Source organism: Xanthomonas sp. CFBP 7698 (assembly GCF_003600855.1).
Taxonomy (GTDB): domain Bacteria; phylum Pseudomonadota; class Gammaproteobacteria; order Xanthomonadales; family Xanthomonadaceae; genus Xanthomonas; species Xanthomonas cannabis.
Window position 1 is genome coordinate 1 of sequence record NZ_PRDN01000004.1, and the last position, 19691, is coordinate 19691.

The following is a 19691-nucleotide window of genomic DNA, read 5'->3' on the forward strand; positions in this document are numbered from 1 at the left end:
GGATGCCGCCACGGAGCCTACAGGGATGTACTTGCGGCGTGTCCTGCGATGGTGGGCGGGCAAGGGCCCTGCAGCAAAGGCGCAGATGATTCGCTTGCGCCTGATCTGCCCGGATCGAGCAATCAGATAGCGACGCTTGCATCGTGCGTGTCGAGATGGCTGGCTGTCTTCAAATCTGGTAGAGGGTCCTGCAGCCAAGCTACAGATCACAGCTTTCGCCTGGATCATCCACCCTGGAGTGAACCGGCACGAAGTGATTGCTCGTACCGCTTATCGTGCAGGCCAAACCTCAGTCGAACTGCGGCCCGCGCATCAGGCGGATCGGCCCGCGTACGCCGGGCAGCTGCACGGTTCTGCCTTGCTGGGTGACACGGACGACGCCGGCCTCTGCGGCCGCCGCCGCTACCGCGCGCACCTGCGGCATCAGGGTGCGCCACACAGACGCATCATCGCTTAGTGCGCGCGCAACCTCTGATGGGCAGATCGATTGCTCGGGCTGCCGTTGCGTGAGCAAGTGCCGAATCAGCGCGGCAATCTGTGCGTCATCGGGCGGTTGCACGCCTGCACCGCGTCATTACAGGGGACGCAGCAGGCGCAGGCCGAACCAGTCCTTGGCGTCGTTCCAGCCGTGCGTGACCTTGAGCCCTGCCGCGGCGGCCAGCTCGGCAAAGCGCGCGTCGGTGTATTTGTAGCTGTATTCGACCTGCATCGCCTCGCCCTCGGCAAACGCGATGTCCTGGCCGCCAACGTGCACGCGTTGCGCGCATTGGCTGATCAGGAAGGTTTCGATGCGGCCGCGCTCGCGCACGTAAACCGCGTGGTGACGAAAGCCGCCCAAATCGAAGTCGCTGCCGATCTCGCGGTTGAGGCGCGCCAGCAGGTTCAAGGTGAATTCGGCGGTGACCCCGGCCGCATCGTTGTAGGCGGCTTCGATCAGGCTGGCGTCCTTGTCCAGGTCGATGCCGATCAGCGCGCAGCCGTCGCTGCCCATGGTCTGGCGCATGGCATCCATCAACGCAACCGCCGCAGTGTCGGTGAAATTGCCCAGCGTCGAGCCGGGGAAGAACACCACGTGGCGACGCGCCGGGCGCTGTGCGTCAGGCAGACGCAGCGGCTTGGTGAAGTCGGTGCAGACCGGCAGCATCTGGATCTGTGGAAACTGCTGGGCCAGCCGCGCGGTGCTGTCCAGCAGCGCGGTGCGCGAGATTTCCAGCGGCGTGTAGGCCACCACATCGCGCAGGCCCTGCAGCAGCAGTTCGGTCTTGCGCCCGCTACCACTGCCGTATTCCACCACATGCACACCGGGGCCGATTGCCTGCGCGATCGAGGCCATGCTGGCCTCCAGCAGGCCCAGCTCGGTGCTGGTGAGGTAATACTCCGGCTGCCGGGTGATGGCTTCGAACAGCTCCGACCCGCGGGCGTCGTAGAAATACTTCGACGGCAGCGTCTTGGGCGTCTGCGACAGACCGGCCAGGGCATCGGCAGTGATGTCGTCCGGCTGCGGGCGCAGATCGGTCAGCGCGGCATGGGCGCGTTGCATGGCATGGGCGGCGGCGTTCAAGGCAGATCCTTGGCAAGGCGCACGCCGGCAAATTGCCAGCGCGCATCGGAGGGGAAGAAGTTGCGGTAGCTGGCGCGCATATGGCTGGCCGGCGTGGCGCAACTACCGCCGCGCAGCACCCACTGGGCGTTCATGAACTTGCCGTTGTATTCGCCCAGCGAACCAGGCCACGGCGCAAAGCCCGGATACGGCAGATACGCGCTGCCGGTCCATTCCCAGACATCGCCGAACAGTTGCTGCAACCCGGTGTCCACGGCTTCGGCGCCCCGTGGGTGCAGCGCATCACCGTCGACAAAATTGCCCTGCACCGGCACGCCGGTCGCGGCCTGTTCCCATTCGGCTTCGGTGGGAAGGCGCGCGCCGGCCCAGCGCGCGAAGGCATCGGCTTCGAACAGGCTCAGATGACAGACCGGCGCATGCGGATCGCGCACGCGCCAGCCATCCAGGGTGAACTCGCGCCCGTCCGCGTCCCAGTACAGCGGGTGCTGCCAGCCTTGCACCTGCACCATGGCCCAGCCATCGCTGAGCCAGGCACCGGCACTGCGGTAGCCACCGGCGTCGATGAATTCCTGGAATTCGGCGTTGGTCACGACCCGATGCGCCAGCGCATGCGCGCCCACCAGCACGCGGTGACGGGGCGATTCGTTGTCGTAGGCAAAGCTGTCGCAGTGCGGCCATGCGGCGGCACCGATCTCGACGATCTGCTCGTCGCGCGCGTGCCAGCGCAGCGCACTGGCAATGGCGGCAGGCGGCGCCGGCGCATCGCGGTAGGCCGGCTGCAGCGGGTTGCTCCAGAGCGCGTGCTTGATGTCGGTCAGCAGCAATTCCTGATGCTGCTGCTCGTGCTGGATGCCCAACTGCACGATGGTACAGGCCTGCGCATCAAGCCGTCCCTCCTGCAAGCATTGCTGCATCTGGCTGTCGACGGCCGCACGGTAGTCGCGCACCTGTTGCAGCGACGGGCGCGACAACACGCCGCGACGCGCGCGCGCGTGCATCGGGCCCACGCTCTGGTAATAGCTGTTGAACAGGAAATCCCATGCCGGGTCGAACACGCGATACGCCGGGTCGGCCTGCAACACGAAGCGTTCGAAGAACCAGGTGGTGTGGGCAAGATGCCATTTGCTGGGACTGGCATCGGGCATGCTCTGCACCATCGCATCTTCGGCGCTCAACGGTGCGGCAAGGCGATCGCTCAACGCGCGAGTCTGCGCATAGCGTTCCAGCAGGAACAACTGCTGTTGCTGGCGATCGACCAGCAGGGGTGAGGTTGCAGACATCGCCGTATGCTTGGTCAGCGCCCGTGAACGCGCTGTGTCGGCAGCATGGCAGCCAGCGGTAAGCTGTTGGCATGCCGACGTCTTCGCTGTCCAGTTCGTTCCCCGCCCCCTTCGATTGGGCGCACCGCCAACAGGCGTTTGCGCTGCCCGATGAGGTCATCTATCTGGACGCTGCCTCTCGCGGGCCACTGCTGCGTGCAGTGCAGAGCATTGCACATGAGGCCGTCGAGGCGATGGCCACGCCGTGGCGGTTGCCGTTCGATACGTGGATGCGGGACATCGAGCAGCTGCGTGGGTTGGCTGCGCAGGTGTTCGATGGCGATGCCGACGCGGTGGCGATGCTGCCATCGGCTGCGCATGGGCTGGCCACGGCCGCGCTCAATCTGCCGTTGCAGCGCGGTGAAGCGGTGCTGGTGCTGGACGGGCAGTTTCCGTCCAACCTGCTGATCTGGCAGCGGCGGTGCAGCGAGGTCGGTGCCCACCTCGTGGCGGTGCCGACCAACAGCGGCGCCGACCTGAGCGAGGCGGTGCTGCAGACCATCGAGCGCACACCGGCGCTGCGCATCGCGAGCCTGCCGCATGCTTACTGGCTGGACGGACGGCAACTGGACCTGGACCGCATCAGCGCGGCGGTGCATGCACGCGGTGCGGCGCTGGTGCTGGACCTCAGCCAGAGCCTGGGCGTGTTGCCGACCGATCTGCCGCGCTGGCGGCCGGCGTTCGTGGTCAGCGTCGGCCACAAGTGGCTGCTGGGGCCGATGGGTCTGGCGTGGCTGTGGGTGGCAGCGCCGTGGCGCGTCGATGGGGTGCCGATCGAGGAGCACTGGATCGGCCGCGATGCCGGCAGCAGTTGGGAATTCCCCATCGCGCAGGCGCCGCATTACCGCGAGGGCGCACGCCGCTTCGATGCCGGCGGGGTGGCCGACCCGTTGAGGATCGCGATGGCCACCGCCGCCTTGCAACAAGTGCTTGCCTGGCAACCTGCGCGAATCGCTGCAGCGCTTGGCGCGCTCACCGCGCAGTGGGACGCGGCCCTGCAGGCACGCGGTCTGGGCAGCTGGTCCACGCCCGCGCATGCGCCGCACCTGACCGCCCTGCAGCCGCCGGCACACCGGCTGGAGGCCGTGGCAACGACCGTTGGCGAACGCGGGGCGATCTGCACGCGGCGGCACGGACGCCTGCGTATCGCACCGCACCTGAGTGTCACCGGTGAGGCGCTGTCAGATCTGATCGCAGCGCTGCCAGAGGCATGAAGCCGCGCATGTAGGAGCGGACCCGGCCGCGACGGGCGTTACCGAGCGTTGTCAGGCATTACCGGGATAAAGCCGTGTATCGGTAACGCCCCGTCGCGGCCGGGTCCGCTCCTACACGTTCAGGCACGGCTGATGCGCAAACCACGCGGGGTGACCCAGCGTTCCAGCCCCTCGAACAGTGCCTGCACGATCAGCGCAAGCACCGCCGCAGGGATCGCGCCTTCCAGAATCAGGCCGATGTCGTCCAGACGGATGCCGGTGAGGATCGGCTGGCCATAGCCACCGGCACCGATCAAGGCACCCAGCGTGGCGGTGCCCACGTTGATCACCGCGGCGGTCTGGATGCCGGCCACGATCGTGCGGCGCGCCAGCGGCAACTCCACCCGCCACAGGCGCGTCCACGCAGGCACGCCGATCGCTTCGGCGGTCTGGCGCAGCTCGCGTGGGATCGAGGTCAGCCCGGCGTAGGTGTTGCGCACGATCGGCAGCAGGCTATACAGAAACAACGCCGCAATCGCCGGTTTCGCGCCGATGCCGAACAGCGGGATCATGAACACGAACACGGCCAATGACGGCAGCGTCTGCAGCACGCCGGTCAACGACAGCACCCACTGGCCCAGACGCGGCCGCCGTGCGGCCAGCACGCCCAGCGGCAAGGCGATCAGCAGTGCCAAGCCCAGCGAAACGCCGACCAATGCCAGATGCTCGCGCGTGTGACGCAGCAAGCGACTGAAACGCGAATCGGCTTGCGTGGCCGGCGCCACGCCCAGCCACTGCGCCGCAACCGCCGCTTCGCCTTGGCGCTCCAGCTTCACCTGTGCGTTGAGCCGCTGCATGGTGGCTTCGTCGATACGCCCCTGCAGGCCCTGCAGCGCCTTGAGCATTGCCGGTGCGCGCTGTGCCAGATCCTTGCGATACAGAAAGACCGCCTGGTACTCCGGGAAGTAATGGCGGTCGTCGCGCAGCACCTGCAGCCGGTAATACGGAATCTCCGCATCGGTGCTGTACAGATCGGTGACCTCGATCGCTGCGTTCTGCAGCGCGCGATAAGCCAGATCGTGATCCAGCCCGGTGGCGGTCTGCGGCAAGGCGTACGCCGCACGCACGCCGGGCCAGCCGTCGGCGCGCTGCATGAATTCGTTGCTCAGGCCGATCTTCAGGGTTGGATGACGGGCCAGATCGGACAGAGTGGCGATGCCCAGCGCGCGTGCCCGCTCGCGCTGCATGCCGAATGCATAGTTGTTCTCGAAACCCAGCGATTGCGTCATCGCCAGGCCACGTGCATCCAGCGCCGCACGCAGTTCGGCCTGGCTGGCGGTGGGCAGCTGCAGCAGTTCCTGCGCCAGGGTGCCGGTGTATTCGGCGTAGACGTCGATCTGCCCGGTTTCCAGCGCGCGCCACAGGATGCGGGTGCCACCGAGCTGGGCGCGGTGCTGCACGTCCACGCCAGCGCGCTTGCCGGCAGCGGTGGCGATCTCGCCCAGGATCACCGCCTCGGTGAAATTCTTCGAGCCCACCGTCACCCCAGCGGCCGACACGCCGCCGCTGCAGATCAGCAACATCACCATGGCAAGCACGCGCGCGATCATGCTGCGTCGCCGATGCTGCGCTGCGCGCTGAGAAAGCGCTGCACGAACGGCTCGGCCGGCTGCGCAAGCAAGGCCTGCGCACTGCCCTGCTGCACCACGCGGCCGGCGCGCATCAGCACCAACGTGTCTGCCAGATACGCGGCTTCGGCAACGTCGTGGGTGACCAGCACCACGGTCTTGCCAAGCTGGGCGAATAGTTCGCGCATCTGCGCCTGCAGGTCGTACCGTACGATGGGGTCCAGGGCGCCCAGCGGCTCGTCCAGCAGCAGCGCCGGCGGGTCCAGCATCAGGGCACGGATCAGGCCAACGCGTTGCCGCTGGCCACCGGAGAGTTCGGCCGGGTAGCGTGCCAGCAACGCCGGCGGCAGCTGGCAGAGCGTGCACAGACGCTCCAGCCGCGCCTGGATGCGCTCGCGCGGCCAGCCCAGGGTCCGTGCCAGCAACACCACATTGCTGCGCGCGTCCATGTGCGGAAACAGGCCACCTTCCTGGATGACATAGCCGATGCGCTGGCGCTGCGCCTGCAGGCCGGCACGTGCCAGCGGCGTTCCATCGAAGGTGACGCTGCCGCTGTCGGGCCATTCCAACCCGACCAGCATGCGCAGGACGGTGGACTTGCCGGCGCCGCTCGGCCCGATCAACGCCGTGGTCGCACCGCGTGCAACAGTCAGCGTGACGTTGTCGAGCGCAATGGACTGGCCGTAGTGCCGGCTGACCTGATCGAGAGTGAACATGCGCTCGAGCTTGCCCAAGCCGACGTCAGCCGGGCGCGAAGGTAGGCATCAGCGGGGCGGCGCCAGCAGCTCGCGTGCGCTCAGATAGCCGTCGCCAGTGGCATCCTGCCGTGCAAACCGCTCGATCAGGCTGGCGCGGTGCGCCGTGCGGGTAATCGGCTTGCCGCGACGGCCGGGCAACTCTTCGCCCTGCAGCACGCCGTCGTGATCGGCATCGCGCTGATCGAAGGCGTAACTCATCCAGGCCACATATTCATCGCGGCTGACCCGGCCATCGCCATCGCTGTCCATGCGCTTGAGATATTCCTGGCTGTCCTGCACCTGGGCATGCGCTGCGGGCACCCACGCCAGTACAAGGCAGGCCAGTACAACGCAGGCCATCGGCAGCGCAGGCGGCGCCAGACGATGCAACGCACGCGCACTCACGGCAATACGCGTGCCGCCGGGCTTACGGCCCACTCAGCGCATAACCCTTGAGCCGCGCCGCATAGGCTTGCAGCGCTGCATTGCCGCTGGCTTCGGCCTCGTGGCACCACTGCTGCAACTGCTTCAGGCGCTCGGATGCATCGTGGCTGCGGGCCTCCAGCACCGCACTGAGCCGTGCGCGGTACTCGACCAGGGTGCGCATGCGCGGGCGTTGCGCCACCCAGGCCTGCAACTGCGCGCGCGCGTCCGGCTTGAGCCAGCGCCCGTCATCGACCAGGCCCTTGCGCAAGCGTCGCGGCAACAGCTCGCGCAGCTTGGCGCCGGTGGCGGCGGCCTCCTCGCGCAACGCCGGCTTGAGCACATTGCGCTGGTAGTCGGTCATGGCCTGGAAGCGATGCGACAACAGCGCCTTGAGCGTATCGGCATCGGGCACGGCGATATTGGGGCGGATATCCAGCGACGGCGCCACGCGCAACACCTTGGCCAGCCCCACGGCCTGCAATCCACGGATGGCGATCCAGCCGATATCCAGTTCCCAGCGCCGCATCGAAAAGCGCGCCGAACTCGGGAAGGCGTGGTGGTTGTTGTGCAGTTCTTCGCCACCGATCCACAGCGCCCACGGGGTGAGGTTGGTGGAGGTGTCGGCGGATTCGAAATTGCGATAGCCCCACCAATGGCCCAGGCCATTGACCACGCCGGCGGCCCAGAACGGAATCCACGCCATCTGGATCGCCCACAGCGCGATGCCCGGCAGACCGAACAGCACCGTGTTGAGCACCAGCAAGGCGACCGGGCCGGCATTGGCATGCGGGGTATACAGGTGCTGCTCGATCCAGTCGGTGGGTGCGCCCTTGCCGTACTGCTCGATGTCGGCACGCTGCGCGCGCGCCTCGCGGTACAGCTCCACGCCACGCCAGAACACCTGCGAAATGCCCTTGGTCTGCGGGCTGTGCGGGTCTTCTTCGGTCTCCACCTTGGCGTGATGCTTGCGATGGATCGCCACCCACTCGCGGGTGATCATCGAGGTGGTGAGCCAGGTCCAGAAGCGGAAGAAATGCGCCACCACCGGATGGAAATCCACGCCGCGGTGGGCCTGGCTGCGATGCAGGTACAAGGTCACCGAGAAGATGGTGAGCTGGGTGAACACCAGCAGCACTGCGAGCATGCCCCACACGCCCAGCCCGGCCACGCCGGCGGTCAGGAAGTCGATGATCGGGTCTGACAACATCGGCAGGTCCACGGCGGCGCATCTCGTTGGTCGATGCAGACATGATGGGGGCGATCGCGGCAAACTTCACCCTTCGCAAGCGTAGGGTCACCCCTACATTCCTAAAGCGGTTCACACGTCTGTCTTCCCACTGCCTGATGCCTTCCGTATGACTGTTGTTACCGATGTTGCTGCTGCACCCGCCGATGCGCCAGCGTTGATCGAACTCGACCAGGCGAGTGTGATGCGCGGCCAGGTTCGCGTGTTGCATGCATTGCAATTGCGCATCGCGCTGGGCCAGCACACCGCCATCCTGGGCCCTAACGGCTGCGGCAAATCGTCCTTCATCAAACTCATCACCCGCGAGCTGTATCCGCTGGCACGCGGCGACGGACAGGCCTCGGTCAAGGTGCTGGGGCAGACGCGCTGGCAGGTGGACCGGTTGCGCTCGCAGCTGGGCATCGTCACCAGCGATCTGAGCGTCAACCTGGCCGACATGCCGGGGCTGGATGTGGAGAGCGCGGTGCTGTCCGGATTCTTCGCCAGCTACGTGGTACCGCCGCATCGGGAGATCGACGACGGCATGCGCGCCCGTGCCCGCGAAGCACTGGCGTTGGCGCAGGCATTGCCGCTGCTGGACCGCCCGTTTGCCGAGCTGTCGGCCGGCGAAACCCGCCGGGTGCTGATCGCACGCGCCCTGGTCAACCGCCCGCGCGCCCTGTTGCTGGACGAGCCCTCCACCGGCCTGGATCTGGTGGCGCGCCAGCACCTGCTGGACACGATGCGTCATCTCGCCCGCCGGGGCATCACCCTGGTGCTGGTGACCCACCACATCGAAGAGATCGTGCCGGAGATCGCGCGGGTGATCCTGTTGCGCGCCGGCAAGGTGGTGGCCGACGGCGCGCGCGATGCCGTGCTGACCGATGCCAGCCTGTCGGCGGTATTCGATGGCCCGGTACGCGTGCATCGCGATGGCGAGCGCTATTGGGCGAGCGTTGGGGAGTGAGAGCTGCAGGGTGATCCTGCGCGCCTGCCTGTCAGACGCAAGCGGGCACCGATGCGGATCTGCGGTGTGCGCGGTAGCCACGCACGTGCGGCGTGGATAGCCGACGCGGCTGCAATCCGCGCTGTTTCCCGACGGCTACGGAGGCTTGCCTGGGTGCAAGCGCGTGACGTGTCTTGCCGCGATGTCGGTCCGTGCTGGCGCGCGCTGGTCCTTGGCTCGCATCGCACCGTCGCACGCCGATGCGCGTGTGTGTGGCGCGGATGTGCTGCGTGCCCTGCGATGCACGGTGCTGCGCGTGGGATGCGCCGCCACCGTGCCCACCTGTACCCAGCGCATGACCTTGGACACGGGACGCCGCCGCTGCGGTTGCGCTTAGACTCGCCGCACCTACAGACAGGAGTCGTCCCGATGGCCCAGTGGTATTTCCATGTTCCCGGACAGGCCGAACGCATCGGCCCGCTCGACGCTGCCAACGCCCGCGTATACGCCCAGCGCCAACCCGACGCACTGGCCTGGCGCGATGGGCTCGATGGCTGGACCCCGGCCCGTCAGCTGGCCGAACTGCAGGGCGGCGGCAGTGCGCCGCCACCGCTGACCGGCGCGGCCGGCCGCGCCGATGAGATCGACTACCGCATCGTCGGCAACGACATGCAGTTCGTCGAAGTGGAACTGGACCCGGGCGAGAGCGCCATCGCCGAGGCCGGTGCACTGATGTACAAGGACTCGGCAGTGCAGATGGACACCGTGTTCGGCGACGGCTCGCATGCCGGCCAGAGCGGCGGTGGCGGGCTGATGGGCAAGCTGCTGTCGGCCGGCAAGCGCGTGGTTACCGGCGAGAGCATGTTCACCACCGTGTTCACCCACGCCGGCAGCGGCAAGGCCAAGGTCGCATTCGCCGCGCCCTACCCGGGCACGGTACTGGCGCTGCGCTTGTCCGAGCATGGCGGCCAGCTGATCTGCCAGAAAGACAGCTTCCTGGCCGGCGCGCGCGGCGTGTCGCTGGGCATCGCCTTCCAGCGCAAGATCCTTACCGGCCTGTTCGGCGGCGAGGGTTTTATCATGCAAAAGCTCGAAGGCGACGGCTGGGTGTTCGTGCATGCCGGCGGCACGGTTGTCGAACGTGAGCTTGGCCCTGGCGAGCGTATCGACGTGGACACCGGCTGCGTGGTGGCCTATCACGCCGGCGTGGACATGGACGTGCGCCGCGTGGCCGGGTTGAAGAGCATGTTCTTCGGTGGCGAAGGCGTGTTCCTGGCCACCCTCACCGGCCCGGGCAAGGTCTGGCTGCAATCGCTGCCGTTCTCGCGCATGGCCGGCCGCATGCTGCAGGCCGCTCCGCAAGCCGGCGGCCAGCAACGCGGCGAAGGCTCGGTGCTGGGCGGATTGGGCCGGCTGCTGGATGGGGATAACCGGTTTTGAGTGGGTGCTGCGGCGGGTTGGCGTGGTGGTGATTTAGCGAGTGGGGGTGCGGGGCGAAGCAATCGTCGTGTCACTTCTCAAGGCGCGTGGCGGCGCGTTTGTCACTCCAGGCCCTGGCAGATGCCTGAGGCGCACCCTCATCCGCCCCTACGGGGCACCTTCTCCCGGTGGGAGAAGGGAATGCAAGGCCTGCAGATGATGCAGTTTTGAATTAGCTCCACCCTCGCCAATCACTGCAGCAGCAGTGGCAGCGCGCGTGTATTCTCCCTCGCCTTTCCCATCGACGTTTTCGCCATGACTGCGCTTCGCCGCCCCCGCTCGCTTGCCCTGTTGTCCGTGCTCGGTCTGCTCTCGGCCTGCGGTGGCGAGCCACGCCCGGCCCTGCCCGCGCCGGTGGTGCAGCCGCCGTCGGCGACGGCAGCCAAACCGGTCAAGATCGGGATCGCGCTTGGCGGTGGCGCCGTCAAGGGCTTTGCGCATATCGGCGTGATCAAGATGCTCGAAGCCAACGGGTTTGCCCCGGTGGTGGTGTCCGGCACCAGCGCCGGCAGCGTGGTCGGCGCGCTGTATGCCAGCGGCATGACGGCCTTCGACATGCAGGAAAAGGCGGTGGCGCTGGACCAGACCAGCATCCGCGACGTGCGGCTGTTCTCCGGCGGCCTGGTGCAGGGCCAGAAGCTGCAGGACTACGTCAACGACCAGTTGGGCGGCAAGCCGATCGAAAAGTTACGCAAGCCGTTTGCCGCCGTGGCCACGCGCCTGGAAGATGGCGAGCGCACCGTGTTTGTGCGCGGCAATGCCGGCCAGGCGGTGCGTGCGTCCAGCAGTATTCCCGGCGTGTTCGAGCCGGTGACCATCGGGCAGTCCCACTTCGTCGATGGCGGCGTGGTCAGCCCGGTGCCGGTGGATGCCGCACGCCAGCTCGGCGCGGAGTTCGTGGTGGCGGTGGATATCTCCAGCAAGGCCAGCGGCAAGAATCCGGGCGACCTGCTGGGCACGGTGAACCAGTCCATCTCGATCATGGGCCAGCGCCTGGGCGAGGCCGAACTCAAGCGCGCGGACGTGGTGGTGCGCCCCAAGGTCAACGATATCGGCTCGGCCGATTTCAACCAGCGCAGCGCTGCGATCCTGGAAGGCGAACGCGCCGCCATGGCGGTGATGCCGCAGATTCGCGCCAAGATTGCGCAGCTGCAGGCCGCGCGCAGCAGTGCCACGCGCACGGCGGCCGATCAGGCCAGGGCAGCAAGGCAGCAGGCCTACGAGCGCTGCCTGGAACAACGCTCGCGCTGGGAAAAACTACGCGGCAAGGACGAGGCCTGCGTGGCACCGTGACGCGGCCGCGCTGAGCTGGATGGGATCGGCTGCCGGAAGCGGCTGTTGCCAGGGCACGCGAGTGCGCGAGGAGTTGCCGGTGATGCCCGTCGCGCGCTGAGAGTCGCGTGTAGCTGCGGAGTGTGGGGCTGCTGGATGTCCTGGGCGCTCGAGGGCCAGGCGTCATCGGGACGGCATCGCGGCCGGGGCCGCTCCTACAACGGCGTATGCGCAGGCCCCGCTGTTGCGGCGCGCTTGCGCGCCAGGGAACGTCACTGGTGGTGCCCAGTCGAGGGAACGTGACTGGTGGTATCCCGCCGCGCGTGAACGCGCTTCTCCGCGCAGATTGCGTGCTTGAGGCGGACTGCGGGCCTGAGTAATGTCGTGGGTGCTCGAGGGCCAGGCGTTATCGGGACGGCATCGCGGCCTGGGCCGCTCCTACAACGGCCTGGTCACTGCACTGCTTTGGTAGGAGCGACCCTGCTCGCGCTGCCGTCCCGATGACCGCGACGTGCGCATCGCACGGCGTGCGCGCCACCCGGCCCCGTGTCTCACTCAGGCTCATGCATCGCCATCGACCTCAATACCGCCAACGCAATGACACGCTGACGAACCGCGGCTCGCCGTAGTTCTGATAATCCAGATTCGCCCAGTAGGTCTTGTCGAAGGCGTTGCGCACCGCCAGCGTGGCGGTCCATTGATCGCTGATACGGTAGTTGGCGTTGAAATGCACCAGCGCGTACGGGTTCTGCACCACGGTGACCGGCGTAGTGGCGCCGCTGCCGTCGCCGATGGGGCGTTCGATATTGAAGCCGCGCACCGCGCTTTGCCAGCTGATGCCACCGCCGATGCTCAGGCGGTCCCAGGCGCCGGGCAGGCGCACCTGGGTGGACAGCTGCAGATAGTCCTCCGGCAAATTGGCGTAGATCGCATCGGTCGGCGCCCGCGTGACCTTGACGTGCGTGTAGCCGCCGTTGACCGTCCAGCCCGGCAGAATCTCACCGTTGAAATCCACTTCCCAGCCACGGCTCTTGGTGCCGTCCACGCCGATGAAGGCAGAGGTGCCATCGGGCAATGCGCCTTCCGGTTGGGTCATGTCGCGCACCGCGAAATTGTCCTGCTTGGCTTCGAACACGGCGGCGGTGGCCATCGCGCGGCCGTCGAGCAATTGCGCCTTGATGCCGGCTTCCAGATTGGAGCCTTCCACCGGCGCGAGCAGGTTGTTGTCCTTGTCGCGGTAGTTCTGCGGATTGAAGATCTCGGTGTAGCTGGCGTAGACCGAGACGTCGGGCACGATGTCGTAGACCAGCCCCACATACGGGGTGACTTCGTCGCTCACCTTGTAGCGGCCGCTGGTGCCGGTATAGCTGCCACTGGCGCTGAAGGCCTGGGTGCGGGTCTGCCAGGTGCTCAGGCGTGCGCCGGCGATCAGCGACAGCGGCTCGGCCAGACGGAAGCGGGTGGAGGCGTACACGCCACGTTGCGTGGTGCGTGCTTCATTGCGCCGGCCGTTGCGCGCGTAGGTCACCTCGGAAATGTCGCCGTTCCAGTTGCGAATGTCCGGAATGAAATAGCAGCGCTCGCGCGCCCCGGTCGGGCTGATGCAGGTGGCCCAGTCATCCGGATAGGTCTGCACGGTGGGATATGCGGTGGACTGCAGATCCTGCCAGCTGCCGCCGACGACCACATCGTGCTGGCGGCCAAACAGCGAAAACCCGCCCGACAGGTACACGTCCACGCTGTCGCGGACATCCTCGGTTTCGCCGGCCGCTGTGCGCAGGAAGATGCCGCTGCCATCGGCCGCCGGATAGCCGGTGCCGTAGACGCGCATGTTCTGCACCTGCCCCTTGGTATGGGCGTAGTTGACGCGCAGCAGCCAGTCCTCGCCAAAGCGCTGTTCCAGGTTGGCGAAGGCGGTGCTGGTTTCGCGCTGCCAGCGCGTCCACTCCGGTGCCATGTTGGTGGAGCGCGGCAGATTGGCCAACGATCCGTCGGCGGCGAAGAATGGCACCGTGCCCCAGGTCGAGCCGACCGGGCTGTTGTCCTGGCGCTGGTAGCCCACGGTGAGCGTGGTGCTGTCGGTCAGGTCGCCCTCCAGCACCGCCATGCCCGACATCTTGTTGTCGTGGTAGCGGTCGTAGTAGTAATCGCGGTCCTGCCAGGCGGCCACCACACGGCTGCGAAAACGCCCGTCTTCGGTCAGCGGTGCATTGACGTCGGCCTGCATGCGGCGGAAATCCCAGGTGCCCGCGCTCACCGCAAACGACGCATCGAAGTCCTTGCCCGGGCGCTTGCGCAGCAGGTTCACCGTGGCCGAAGGAATGCCCGCGCCGGTGAGCAGGCCATTGGCGCCGCGGATCACTTCGATGCGGTCGTAGAAGACCGTGTCGTATTCCTGATTGGTCGCCCCGCTATAGGTCGGCAGGCCGTCGACCTGAAAATCGGTGATCTGGAAGCCGCGCGCAAAGTACAGCGGGCGCTGGGTGTCGTAGAACGACACGTTGACGCCCGTAACGTTACGCATCACATCGTCGATGCTGAACAGCGATTCGTCTTCCAGGCGCTGCAGGCCGATCACGCTCACCGACTGCGGGGTTTCCTGCAGCGTGAGCGGCAGGCGCGTGGTGGTGGCCGGTTGCGCGCGGCTCACCGTGCCGTTGACGTTGACCTGGTCGAGCGTCTTGGCATCGGCCAGGTCGGCCGCGTACACCGGGGCCGGCAAGCTCAGCGCGCACAGCAGGGCGACAGACAGCGTGGTCAGGGAATGGGGCAATGCAGGCATCGGTCTCTCATCGATTGTGGGCGCACGCCGTGGCGTGGCAGCAGGGAGGCAGTCATGTGTCAGCGTCCTGCTCAGGCGATGGCTGGCTGGCCTGGCAAAGGCTGGCGGATCGACGAGAGGACATGGCCGGAGCCGGCCAGACGTTACGCAAATGTAAATCGTTATCGTTTGTGCGACAAGTGCGGCACGGTTGGGGTCGCTTGGTTGTGGCGAGCCGTCACGTCAATGGCTCGGCAACGCGCGTCGTGCATCAACACGACACGCCGCGGCGTGGTGAAGACGGCGACGCATCCGGCCAGGTCACGGGCGCCGTCGGTGGCAGCGCGCGTGTCGGTGGCAGCGCGCGTGCTGGTAACACGCTCACGCTGCCGGAAGACGCCGCCATGGGCGACACCGGTGGTATGGATGACGACGAAGGACGGCTCCCCATCGCAGCCACGCATGGGCGAACTGGCCAACGCGGCGCGCAGCACTTTGGGAACAACGTGGAGGGCCCGCCAGCCACCTGCCCGCGCAGCGCCCGCTCAGCCCAGATGCGACAGCGGCAGCCCTTCCGGCGCCTTGACCGTGCGCAGCACGAAACTGGAATTGACGTCCGACACCCCGGTGGCATTGAGCAGGCGATCCAGCAGGAACCTCGAAAAATGCTCCAGGTCGCGTACCTGCACCTGCAGCAGATAATCCATGTCGCCGGTCAGGGCCCAGCACGCCACCACCTCGTCCCAACCGCGCACCCCATCGGCGAACCGGTCGATATCGGCCTGGCCATGCTGTTCCAACTGCACCCGCACGAAGGCCTGCAGGCCCAGCCCCAGCGCGCGGGCATCCAGCCGCGCACCGTAGCCGGCGATGATGCCGGCGGCCTCCAGTCGCTGCGTGCGGCGCAGGCAGGCCGAGGCCGACAGGTTCACCTGCATGGCGAGCTCGGCATTGCTGGTACGTCCCTGCGTCTGCAGGAGGGCAAGCAACCGCAGATCGGTGCGGTCCAGAGCGATTGGCTGGTCCATATGTTGCGCAGCAGCAGATTCAGACGCACGAATCTTGCGCGCAACCGGTCGCGGCACGCAAGGTTCGCAAGCCTCTTGCGTCGCGATCCGGATAAGGTGAAGCGCTGCCGCCATGGGATTCCTACCGCATGAACACTGCCCCGCGCCGCGTCGAAAACCAGCTCACCGACAAGGGCTACGTGCCGGTCTACACGACCGCAGTGGTCAATCAGCCGTGGGACGGGTACAGCAGCGACGACCATGCCACCTGGGGCACGCTTTATCGCCGCCAGCGCGAGTTGCTGGTGGGCCGCGCCTGCGATGAGTTCCTGCAGGCGCAGGACGCGATGGGCATGGACGATCGGCAGATTCCACGCTTCGATGCGCTCAACGCCGTGCTGCAGGCGGCGACGGGCTGGACCCTGGTGGGGGTGGAAGGCCTACTGCCGGAGCTGGATTTCTTCGATCACCTGGCCAACAAGCGCTTCCCGGTGACGTGGTGGATCCGCCGGCCCGAGCAGATCGACTACATCGCCGAACCGGATCTGTTCCATGACCTGTTCGGGCACGTGCCGCTGCTGATGAACCCGCTGTTTGCCGACTTCATGCAGGCCTATGGCCGTGGCGGGGTCAAGGCGCATGGCATCGGCGCGGACGCGCTGCAGAACCTGACGCGGCTGTACTGGTACACGGTGGAGTTCGGCCTGATCAAGACTGCGCAGGGGCTGCAGATCTATGGCGCCGGCATCGTCTCGTCCAAGGGCGAGTCGCTGTACTCGCTGGAGTCGGCTGCACCCAACCGTATTGGCTTTGATCTGCAGCGCATCATGCGCACCCGCTACCGCATCGACAGCTTCCAGAAGACCTATTTCGTCATCGACAGCTTTGCGCAGCTGATGGACGCCACCGCGCCCGACTTCACCCCGATCTACGCCGATCTCGCCCAGCAGGCGCAGGTGCCGGCCGGCGACGTGCTGGCAAGCGATCTGGCGTTCCAGCGCGGCACCGGCGAGGGCTGGAGCCGCGACGGCGACGTGTGAGGCACCGGCTGAAATCATGTGCTGCCCACTGCGGCGGCGTGAGGCGATGCATGCTGGTGACGCTGCGATGTGAGGCACACCGACTCGACACCGCTGCCACCGCGGACTAAGGTCAAGCCTCCCCACACCGCCTTCGCTCAATGGACCTGACGCATCTGCGTATCCGGCGCTTGGAGCTGGACGACACCCGCCTGCTGTTCACCCTGGCCAACGGCATCCGCATCGATGAGCCCATCCAGGCCCATCGCCTGTTGCTCAAGGCGACACCGCCGCAGCGTGCGCAATGGCAACTCACCGACGACGGCTTCGGGGTGAATTGGCCGGGGATCGCACCACCCACGCCCGAAGGCCTGCTCCACATGCCCGAGCTGCTGTGGCGCCGGCGTGCTGCACGCGCGCAGGCAAAACTGGCCACGCTGCGTGGACGCCTGGACGCGCTGACGCCGGGCGAACGTGAGCTGATCGCACTGGCCCGGCTGGATGCGGACATGAGCGAAAGCGGCTATGCGCGCTATTTCGACCGCTGGGATGCGGCCACCCGCAGCGACGCACTGCGCGGCCTTGCGGCCATGGGCGCAGCGCAGACGCGGCAGGCCATCGAAGGGCTGGGCGCGGTATTCGAACGGCTGGAAGAAGACCCGGACCTGCTGAGCATCGAAGACATCCTCGACGCCATGAACGAGGCCGACCGCCAGCGCGTGCAGGGGTGGGAAGAGGTGTATTACCGCCGGGTCGGCGACCTGGCGCGCCTGGGCCTGACGCATTACGGCGTGGACAAGGCCTGAGGGCTTTGCCAGTGCTGCCTGCTGCATGCAGGTACTGCATCGCCGGCTGTGGACCTGCAGCTTGCCGATCGCCGTGGTACGCCTGGCTGGTTCAACTCACCGCTCAACGCGCGCGTGGAGTCGTCGACCGATGACGTCACCTGGTCGGCTTTACGCCGGTTATTTTTTCGGTATCTGCGTGTAGGCCAACAGCAGCACCAGCGGTTCCTCACCGATCTGCTGCAAGGCATGCGTGCTGCCAGGCCGCGTCAGTAGCGCGTCGCCGGCGCTGACGTCGTACTGCTTGCCATCCAGCGCGTACAAGCCGCGGCCGCTGACGATGTAATAGATCTCGTCCTTGTCGTGCAGGTGCAGACCGATGCCGGCGCCCTTGTGCAGCACGCGCTTGCGCAGCACGAACTTCAGCTCCGGCGCGTCTGCGAAGAATGGATAGGCCGTGGTGGGGCCGGCGCCGCCGTGCGGGCCGGGTTGTTCGCGGGCGAGATCGCGTTCGTGCAGCACCAGCGAGGGATACACCTGTGTGGCGCGTTGGGCGGCGGTGTCGGGTGCTGCGCCGCAGTCGGCATCGCGGCGTAGTTGCGTCTTGAGCTCGGGCTGCAGTTGCACCCAGCCGTGCACGACCAGGCAGGCGATGGCGGTGGCACCGGCGCGGCTGAAGTGGGTGCCGTCTGCCTTGTGTTGTTCGGGCACGAACAGGAAATACGGTTTGGCGGCTTGTTCGCCGAGTGCGCGGATCCAGTCGCTGGAACTGGCGTTGAGATCGATCAGGGCCACGCGTTCTTCGGCGGCCAGTTGCTGCATCGCCAGGGTGTAGCGGCCGTGCGTGTCGAGCAGCGCGCCGAAGTCGTAGAGCAGACGTGCGGCCGGGGTGATCAGGATCGGGGTGGCGCCGGTGTCGCGTGCGGTGGCGATGTAGCGGCGCAGGAACTGCACGTAGTCGGTGGTGGGATCGGTGTAGCGCGTGGGATCTTCGCGCTTGGCGTCGTTGTGGCCGAACTGGATCAGCAGGATGTCGCCGCGTTGCAATTCTTTTGCGATGGCATCCAGGCGGCCTTCGGCGATGAAACTGCGCGTGCTGCGGCCGCCCTTGGCGTGGTTGTGCACCTGCCACTGCGCCGGGTCGAACCACTCCTGCAGCAGTTGGCCCCAGCCGGCTTGCGGCGCGCGCTCCGGGCCGTAATCGGCGGCGGTGGAATCGCCGGCGATGAAGATGTGGTGGGGTGCGGTGTGGGCAATGCTTGCAAAGAGCAGCAGCGATGCGAACAGCAGCAGACGCATGATGGGCTCCGGGAGAAGGTGCTAGTACAGCGCGGTGTTCCTTCTCCCATCGGGAGAAGGTGCCCGAAGGGCGGATGAGGGTGCGACTGCATTGGAACTATTGGACGGTGCTGCCGTCGTCCAAGCCTTCCCCGTTTGGGGTTGCTGTCTGCCGTCGTACCCTCACCCCAACCCCCGCTCCGCGCCCCTGCCCGCGCTAGCAGTGCGGGCGCTCCAAGGTACGCGCGCCAATGGCGCGCAAGCGGTACCTTCTCGCCCCGGTAGGAGAGGGGCTTAATCGCAATGACTGGCTCTCCCATTGGGAGAGGGGCTTTAGCCGTTACGCAGCTGCGGCTTCGGGCTTGCCCAGTACACCGGCGACGAAGTTGCGGATTTCCGCATCCTGGGCGTTGTCGAAGAAGCACTGCTGGAAACGCTCGCCGCCGATGGCCTGCTTGATCAGCTCCGGGTCGATGGCGCGCAGGCCGTCGAGGTAGGACTTGGCGGTGGCCTGCTTGACCTGGGTCAGGATGCCGGCGTTGGCGGCCTGCGATTCGCGACGTTCGGCCGGGTAGCCCAGGCCGCGCTCGCCGCTGAAGGCCTTTTCGAAGATGTAGCGCACGTTGATTTCCGCGCCCCAGCCGTAGCCCTTGGCGAATGCCAGCGACAGCGCGTTGCCGTTGTTGACCTGGGCGAACAGGTAGGCGTCGGTCGGCTCGATGCAGTAGCCGCAGAACACGCCCGGGTGCGCGTTGAGCGACATCATCGCGCCCTGGCCGGTACCGCAGCCGGCGACCACGAAGTCCACGGCCTTGGAGTTCAGCAGCAGGCTGGCGACGATGCCCAGGTGGATGTAGGTCAGGCGGTGATCGTTGTCGCCGTCCATGCCGACGTTGAACACGCTGTGGCCCTGCTCGCTGGCGACGTCGTTGAGCTGCTGCAGGATCACCGGGTTCTTGGCGGCCTGGCTAAACTCGTTCATGAGTGCGATTTTCATGGGAATGCTCCGATTGGTTGGGGAAGAGTGGTTCGGAAAAGATGAAGGCAATGGTGCC

The 19691-nt window shown here is 66.8% G+C and carries 17 protein-coding genes; 6 read left to right on the plus strand and 11 right to left on the minus strand.

Going from position 1 to position 19691, the window contains the following annotated elements; all coding sequences use genetic code 11:
* Positions 1-289: 289 nt before the first annotated feature.
* The 3 genes from XnspCFBP7698_RS15840 to egtB are packed head-to-tail and all read right to left on the minus strand — an operon-like array spanning position 290 to position 2841.
* Positions 290-559 (minus strand): DUF3253 domain-containing protein, encoded by a 270-nt coding sequence (locus XnspCFBP7698_RS15840; RefSeq protein ID WP_104580255.1) that lies wholly within the window; start codon positions 557-559, stop codon positions 290-292.
* A gap of 15 nt (positions 560-574) precedes the next feature.
* Positions 575-1561: an L-histidine N(alpha)-methyltransferase gene (egtD, locus tag XnspCFBP7698_RS15845; RefSeq protein WP_104580254.1), complete on the minus strand. Its 987-nt coding sequence runs from the start codon at positions 1559-1561 to the stop codon at positions 575-577.
* Positions 1558-2841, minus strand: coding sequence for an ergothioneine biosynthesis protein EgtB (gene egtB, locus XnspCFBP7698_RS15850; protein ID WP_104580253.1), 1284 nt, complete (start codon positions 2839-2841; stop codon positions 1558-1560). Before egtB ends, egtD begins: the two co-directional genes overlap by 4 nt.
* 71 nt (positions 2842-2912) lie before the next feature.
* On the opposite strand from egtB, the gene XnspCFBP7698_RS15855 reads away from it, so the two are divergent.
* Positions 2913-4094 carry an aminotransferase class V-fold PLP-dependent enzyme gene (locus tag XnspCFBP7698_RS15855; protein WP_123137579.1) on the plus strand — a complete coding sequence of 394 codons (1182 nt, stop codon included), beginning with the start codon at positions 2913-2915 and terminating at the stop codon, positions 4092-4094.
* Positions 4095-4213: 119 nt separating this feature from the next.
* On the opposite strand, the gene XnspCFBP7698_RS15860 is transcribed toward XnspCFBP7698_RS15855, so the two are convergent.
* The 4 genes from XnspCFBP7698_RS15860 to XnspCFBP7698_RS15875 all read right to left on the minus strand — a co-directional run bounded on the left by XnspCFBP7698_RS15860 (position 4214) and on the right by XnspCFBP7698_RS15875 (position 8071).
* A complete protein-coding gene (locus XnspCFBP7698_RS15860) occupies positions 4214-5683 on the minus strand; it encodes a glycine betaine ABC transporter substrate-binding protein (RefSeq protein WP_123137580.1) in 1470 nt (489 codons plus the stop codon).
* The gene (locus tag XnspCFBP7698_RS15865; protein WP_123137627.1) at positions 5680-6417 is read right to left on the minus strand and encodes an ATP-binding cassette domain-containing protein; all 738 of its coding nucleotides are present in this window, start codon (positions 6415-6417) and stop codon (positions 5680-5682) included. The genes XnspCFBP7698_RS15860 and XnspCFBP7698_RS15865 overlap by 4 nt, the downstream gene beginning before the upstream one ends.
* A gap of 48 nt (positions 6418-6465) precedes the next feature.
* The gene (locus XnspCFBP7698_RS15870) at positions 6466-6798 is read right to left on the minus strand and encodes a calcium-dependent protein kinase 21 (protein WP_123137629.1); all 333 of its coding nucleotides are present in this window, start codon (positions 6796-6798) and stop codon (positions 6466-6468) included.
* A 67-nt stretch (positions 6799-6865) separates the two neighbouring features.
* Positions 6866-8071 (minus strand): fatty acid desaturase, encoded by a 1206-nt coding sequence (locus XnspCFBP7698_RS15875; RefSeq protein WP_123137628.1) that lies wholly within the window; start codon positions 8069-8071, stop codon positions 6866-6868.
* Between the two features lie 148 nt (positions 8072-8219).
* Here XnspCFBP7698_RS15875 and XnspCFBP7698_RS15880 point away from each other — a divergent pair, with 148 nt between their 5' ends.
* The 3 genes from XnspCFBP7698_RS15880 (at position 8220) to XnspCFBP7698_RS15890 (ending at position 11807) form a co-directional block, all read left to right on the plus strand.
* Complete coding sequence (locus XnspCFBP7698_RS15880) at positions 8220-9056, plus strand: ATP-binding cassette domain-containing protein (protein ID WP_123137581.1); 837 nt, start codon at positions 8220-8222, stop codon at positions 9054-9056.
* A gap of 408 nt (positions 9057-9464) precedes the next feature.
* On the plus strand, positions 9465-10475 hold the full coding sequence (locus XnspCFBP7698_RS15885) for a TIGR00266 family protein (protein WP_047695922.1): 1011 nt from the start codon (positions 9465-9467) through the stop codon (positions 10473-10475).
* Between the two features lie 294 nt (positions 10476-10769).
* The gene (locus XnspCFBP7698_RS15890) at positions 10770-11807 is read left to right on the plus strand and encodes a patatin-like phospholipase family protein (protein WP_123137582.1); all 1038 of its coding nucleotides are present in this window, start codon (positions 10770-10772) and stop codon (positions 11805-11807) included.
* Between the two features lie 559 nt (positions 11808-12366).
* On the opposite strand, the gene XnspCFBP7698_RS15895 is transcribed toward XnspCFBP7698_RS15890, so the two are convergent.
* Together XnspCFBP7698_RS15895 and XnspCFBP7698_RS15905 are read right to left on the minus strand one after the other, a co-directional pair.
* Positions 12367-14568, minus strand: a complete 2202-nt coding sequence (locus XnspCFBP7698_RS15895) for a TonB-dependent siderophore receptor (protein WP_123137583.1) — start codon at positions 14566-14568, stop codon at positions 12367-12369.
* A 524-nt stretch (positions 14569-15092) separates the two neighbouring features.
* Positions 15093-15575, minus strand: a complete 483-nt coding sequence (locus XnspCFBP7698_RS15905) for an Lrp/AsnC family transcriptional regulator (protein ID WP_039566292.1) — start codon at positions 15573-15575, stop codon at positions 15093-15095.
* Positions 15576-15703: 128 nt separating this feature from the next.
* Here XnspCFBP7698_RS15905 and phhA point away from each other — a divergent pair, with 128 nt between their 5' ends.
* Together phhA and XnspCFBP7698_RS15915 are read left to right on the plus strand one after the other, a co-directional pair.
* Positions 15704-16594, plus strand: coding sequence for a phenylalanine 4-monooxygenase (gene phhA, locus XnspCFBP7698_RS15910; protein WP_123137585.1), 891 nt, complete (start codon positions 15704-15706; stop codon positions 16592-16594).
* Positions 16595-16734: 140 nt separating this feature from the next.
* Positions 16735-17379: a DUF4375 domain-containing protein gene (locus XnspCFBP7698_RS15915; RefSeq protein ID WP_123137586.1), complete on the plus strand. Its 645-nt coding sequence runs from the start codon at positions 16735-16737 to the stop codon at positions 17377-17379.
* A 159-nt stretch (positions 17380-17538) separates the two neighbouring features.
* On the opposite strand, the gene XnspCFBP7698_RS15920 is transcribed toward XnspCFBP7698_RS15915, so the two are convergent.
* Entirely contained in the window at positions 17539-18657 is a 1119-nt protein-coding gene (locus XnspCFBP7698_RS15920; RefSeq protein ID WP_123137587.1) for a GDSL-type esterase/lipase family protein, read from the minus strand.
* 319 nt (positions 18658-18976) lie between these two features.
* Positions 18977-19633, minus strand: a complete 657-nt coding sequence (locus XnspCFBP7698_RS15925; protein ID WP_047695035.1) for an RpiB/LacA/LacB family sugar-phosphate isomerase — start codon at positions 19631-19633, stop codon at positions 18977-18979.
* Positions 19634-19691 lie beyond the last annotated feature (58 nt).

Excerpts from the sequence above, each read along its gene's own strand:
- egtB (WP_104580253.1), bottom strand. The coding sequence starts at position 2,841 with ATGTCTGCAACCTCACCCCTGCTGGTCGATCGCCAGCAACAGCAGTTG.
- XnspCFBP7698_RS15855 (WP_123137579.1), top strand. The coding sequence starts at position 2,913 with ATGCCGACGTCTTCGCTGTCCAGTTCGTTCCCCGCCCCCTTCGATTGG.
- XnspCFBP7698_RS15860 (WP_123137580.1), bottom strand. The coding sequence starts at position 5,683 with ATGATCGCGCGCGTGCTTGCCATGGTGATGTTGCTGATCTGCAGCGGC.
- XnspCFBP7698_RS15865 (WP_123137627.1), bottom strand. The coding sequence starts at position 6,417 with ATGTTCACTCTCGATCAGGTCAGCCGGCACTACGGCCAGTCCATTGCG.
- XnspCFBP7698_RS15870 (WP_123137629.1), bottom strand. The coding sequence starts at position 6,798 with ATGGCCTGCGTTGTACTGGCCTGCCTTGTACTGGCGTGGGTGCCCGCA.
- XnspCFBP7698_RS15875 (WP_123137628.1), bottom strand. The coding sequence starts at position 8,071 with ATGTTGTCAGACCCGATCATCGACTTCCTGACCGCCGGCGTGGCCGGG.
- XnspCFBP7698_RS15880 (WP_123137581.1), top strand. The coding sequence starts at position 8,220 with ATGACTGTTGTTACCGATGTTGCTGCTGCACCCGCCGATGCGCCAGCG.
- XnspCFBP7698_RS15885 (WP_047695922.1), top strand. The coding sequence starts at position 9,465 with ATGGCCCAGTGGTATTTCCATGTTCCCGGACAGGCCGAACGCATCGGC.
- XnspCFBP7698_RS15890 (WP_123137582.1), top strand. The coding sequence starts at position 10,770 with ATGACTGCGCTTCGCCGCCCCCGCTCGCTTGCCCTGTTGTCCGTGCTC.
- XnspCFBP7698_RS15895 (WP_123137583.1), bottom strand. The coding sequence starts at position 14,568 with ATGCCTGCATTGCCCCATTCCCTGACCACGCTGTCTGTCGCCCTGCTG.
- XnspCFBP7698_RS15905 (WP_039566292.1), bottom strand. The coding sequence starts at position 15,575 with ATGGACCAGCCAATCGCTCTGGACCGCACCGATCTGCGGTTGCTTGCC.
- phhA (WP_123137585.1), top strand. The coding sequence starts at position 15,704 with ATGAACACTGCCCCGCGCCGCGTCGAAAACCAGCTCACCGACAAGGGC.
- XnspCFBP7698_RS15915 (WP_123137586.1), top strand. The coding sequence starts at position 16,735 with ATGGACCTGACGCATCTGCGTATCCGGCGCTTGGAGCTGGACGACACC.
- XnspCFBP7698_RS15920 (WP_123137587.1), bottom strand. The coding sequence starts at position 18,657 with ATGCGTCTGCTGCTGTTCGCATCGCTGCTGCTCTTTGCAAGCATTGCC.
- XnspCFBP7698_RS15925 (WP_047695035.1), bottom strand. The coding sequence starts at position 19,633 with ATGAAAATCGCACTCATGAACGAGTTTAGCCAGGCCGCCAAGAACCCG.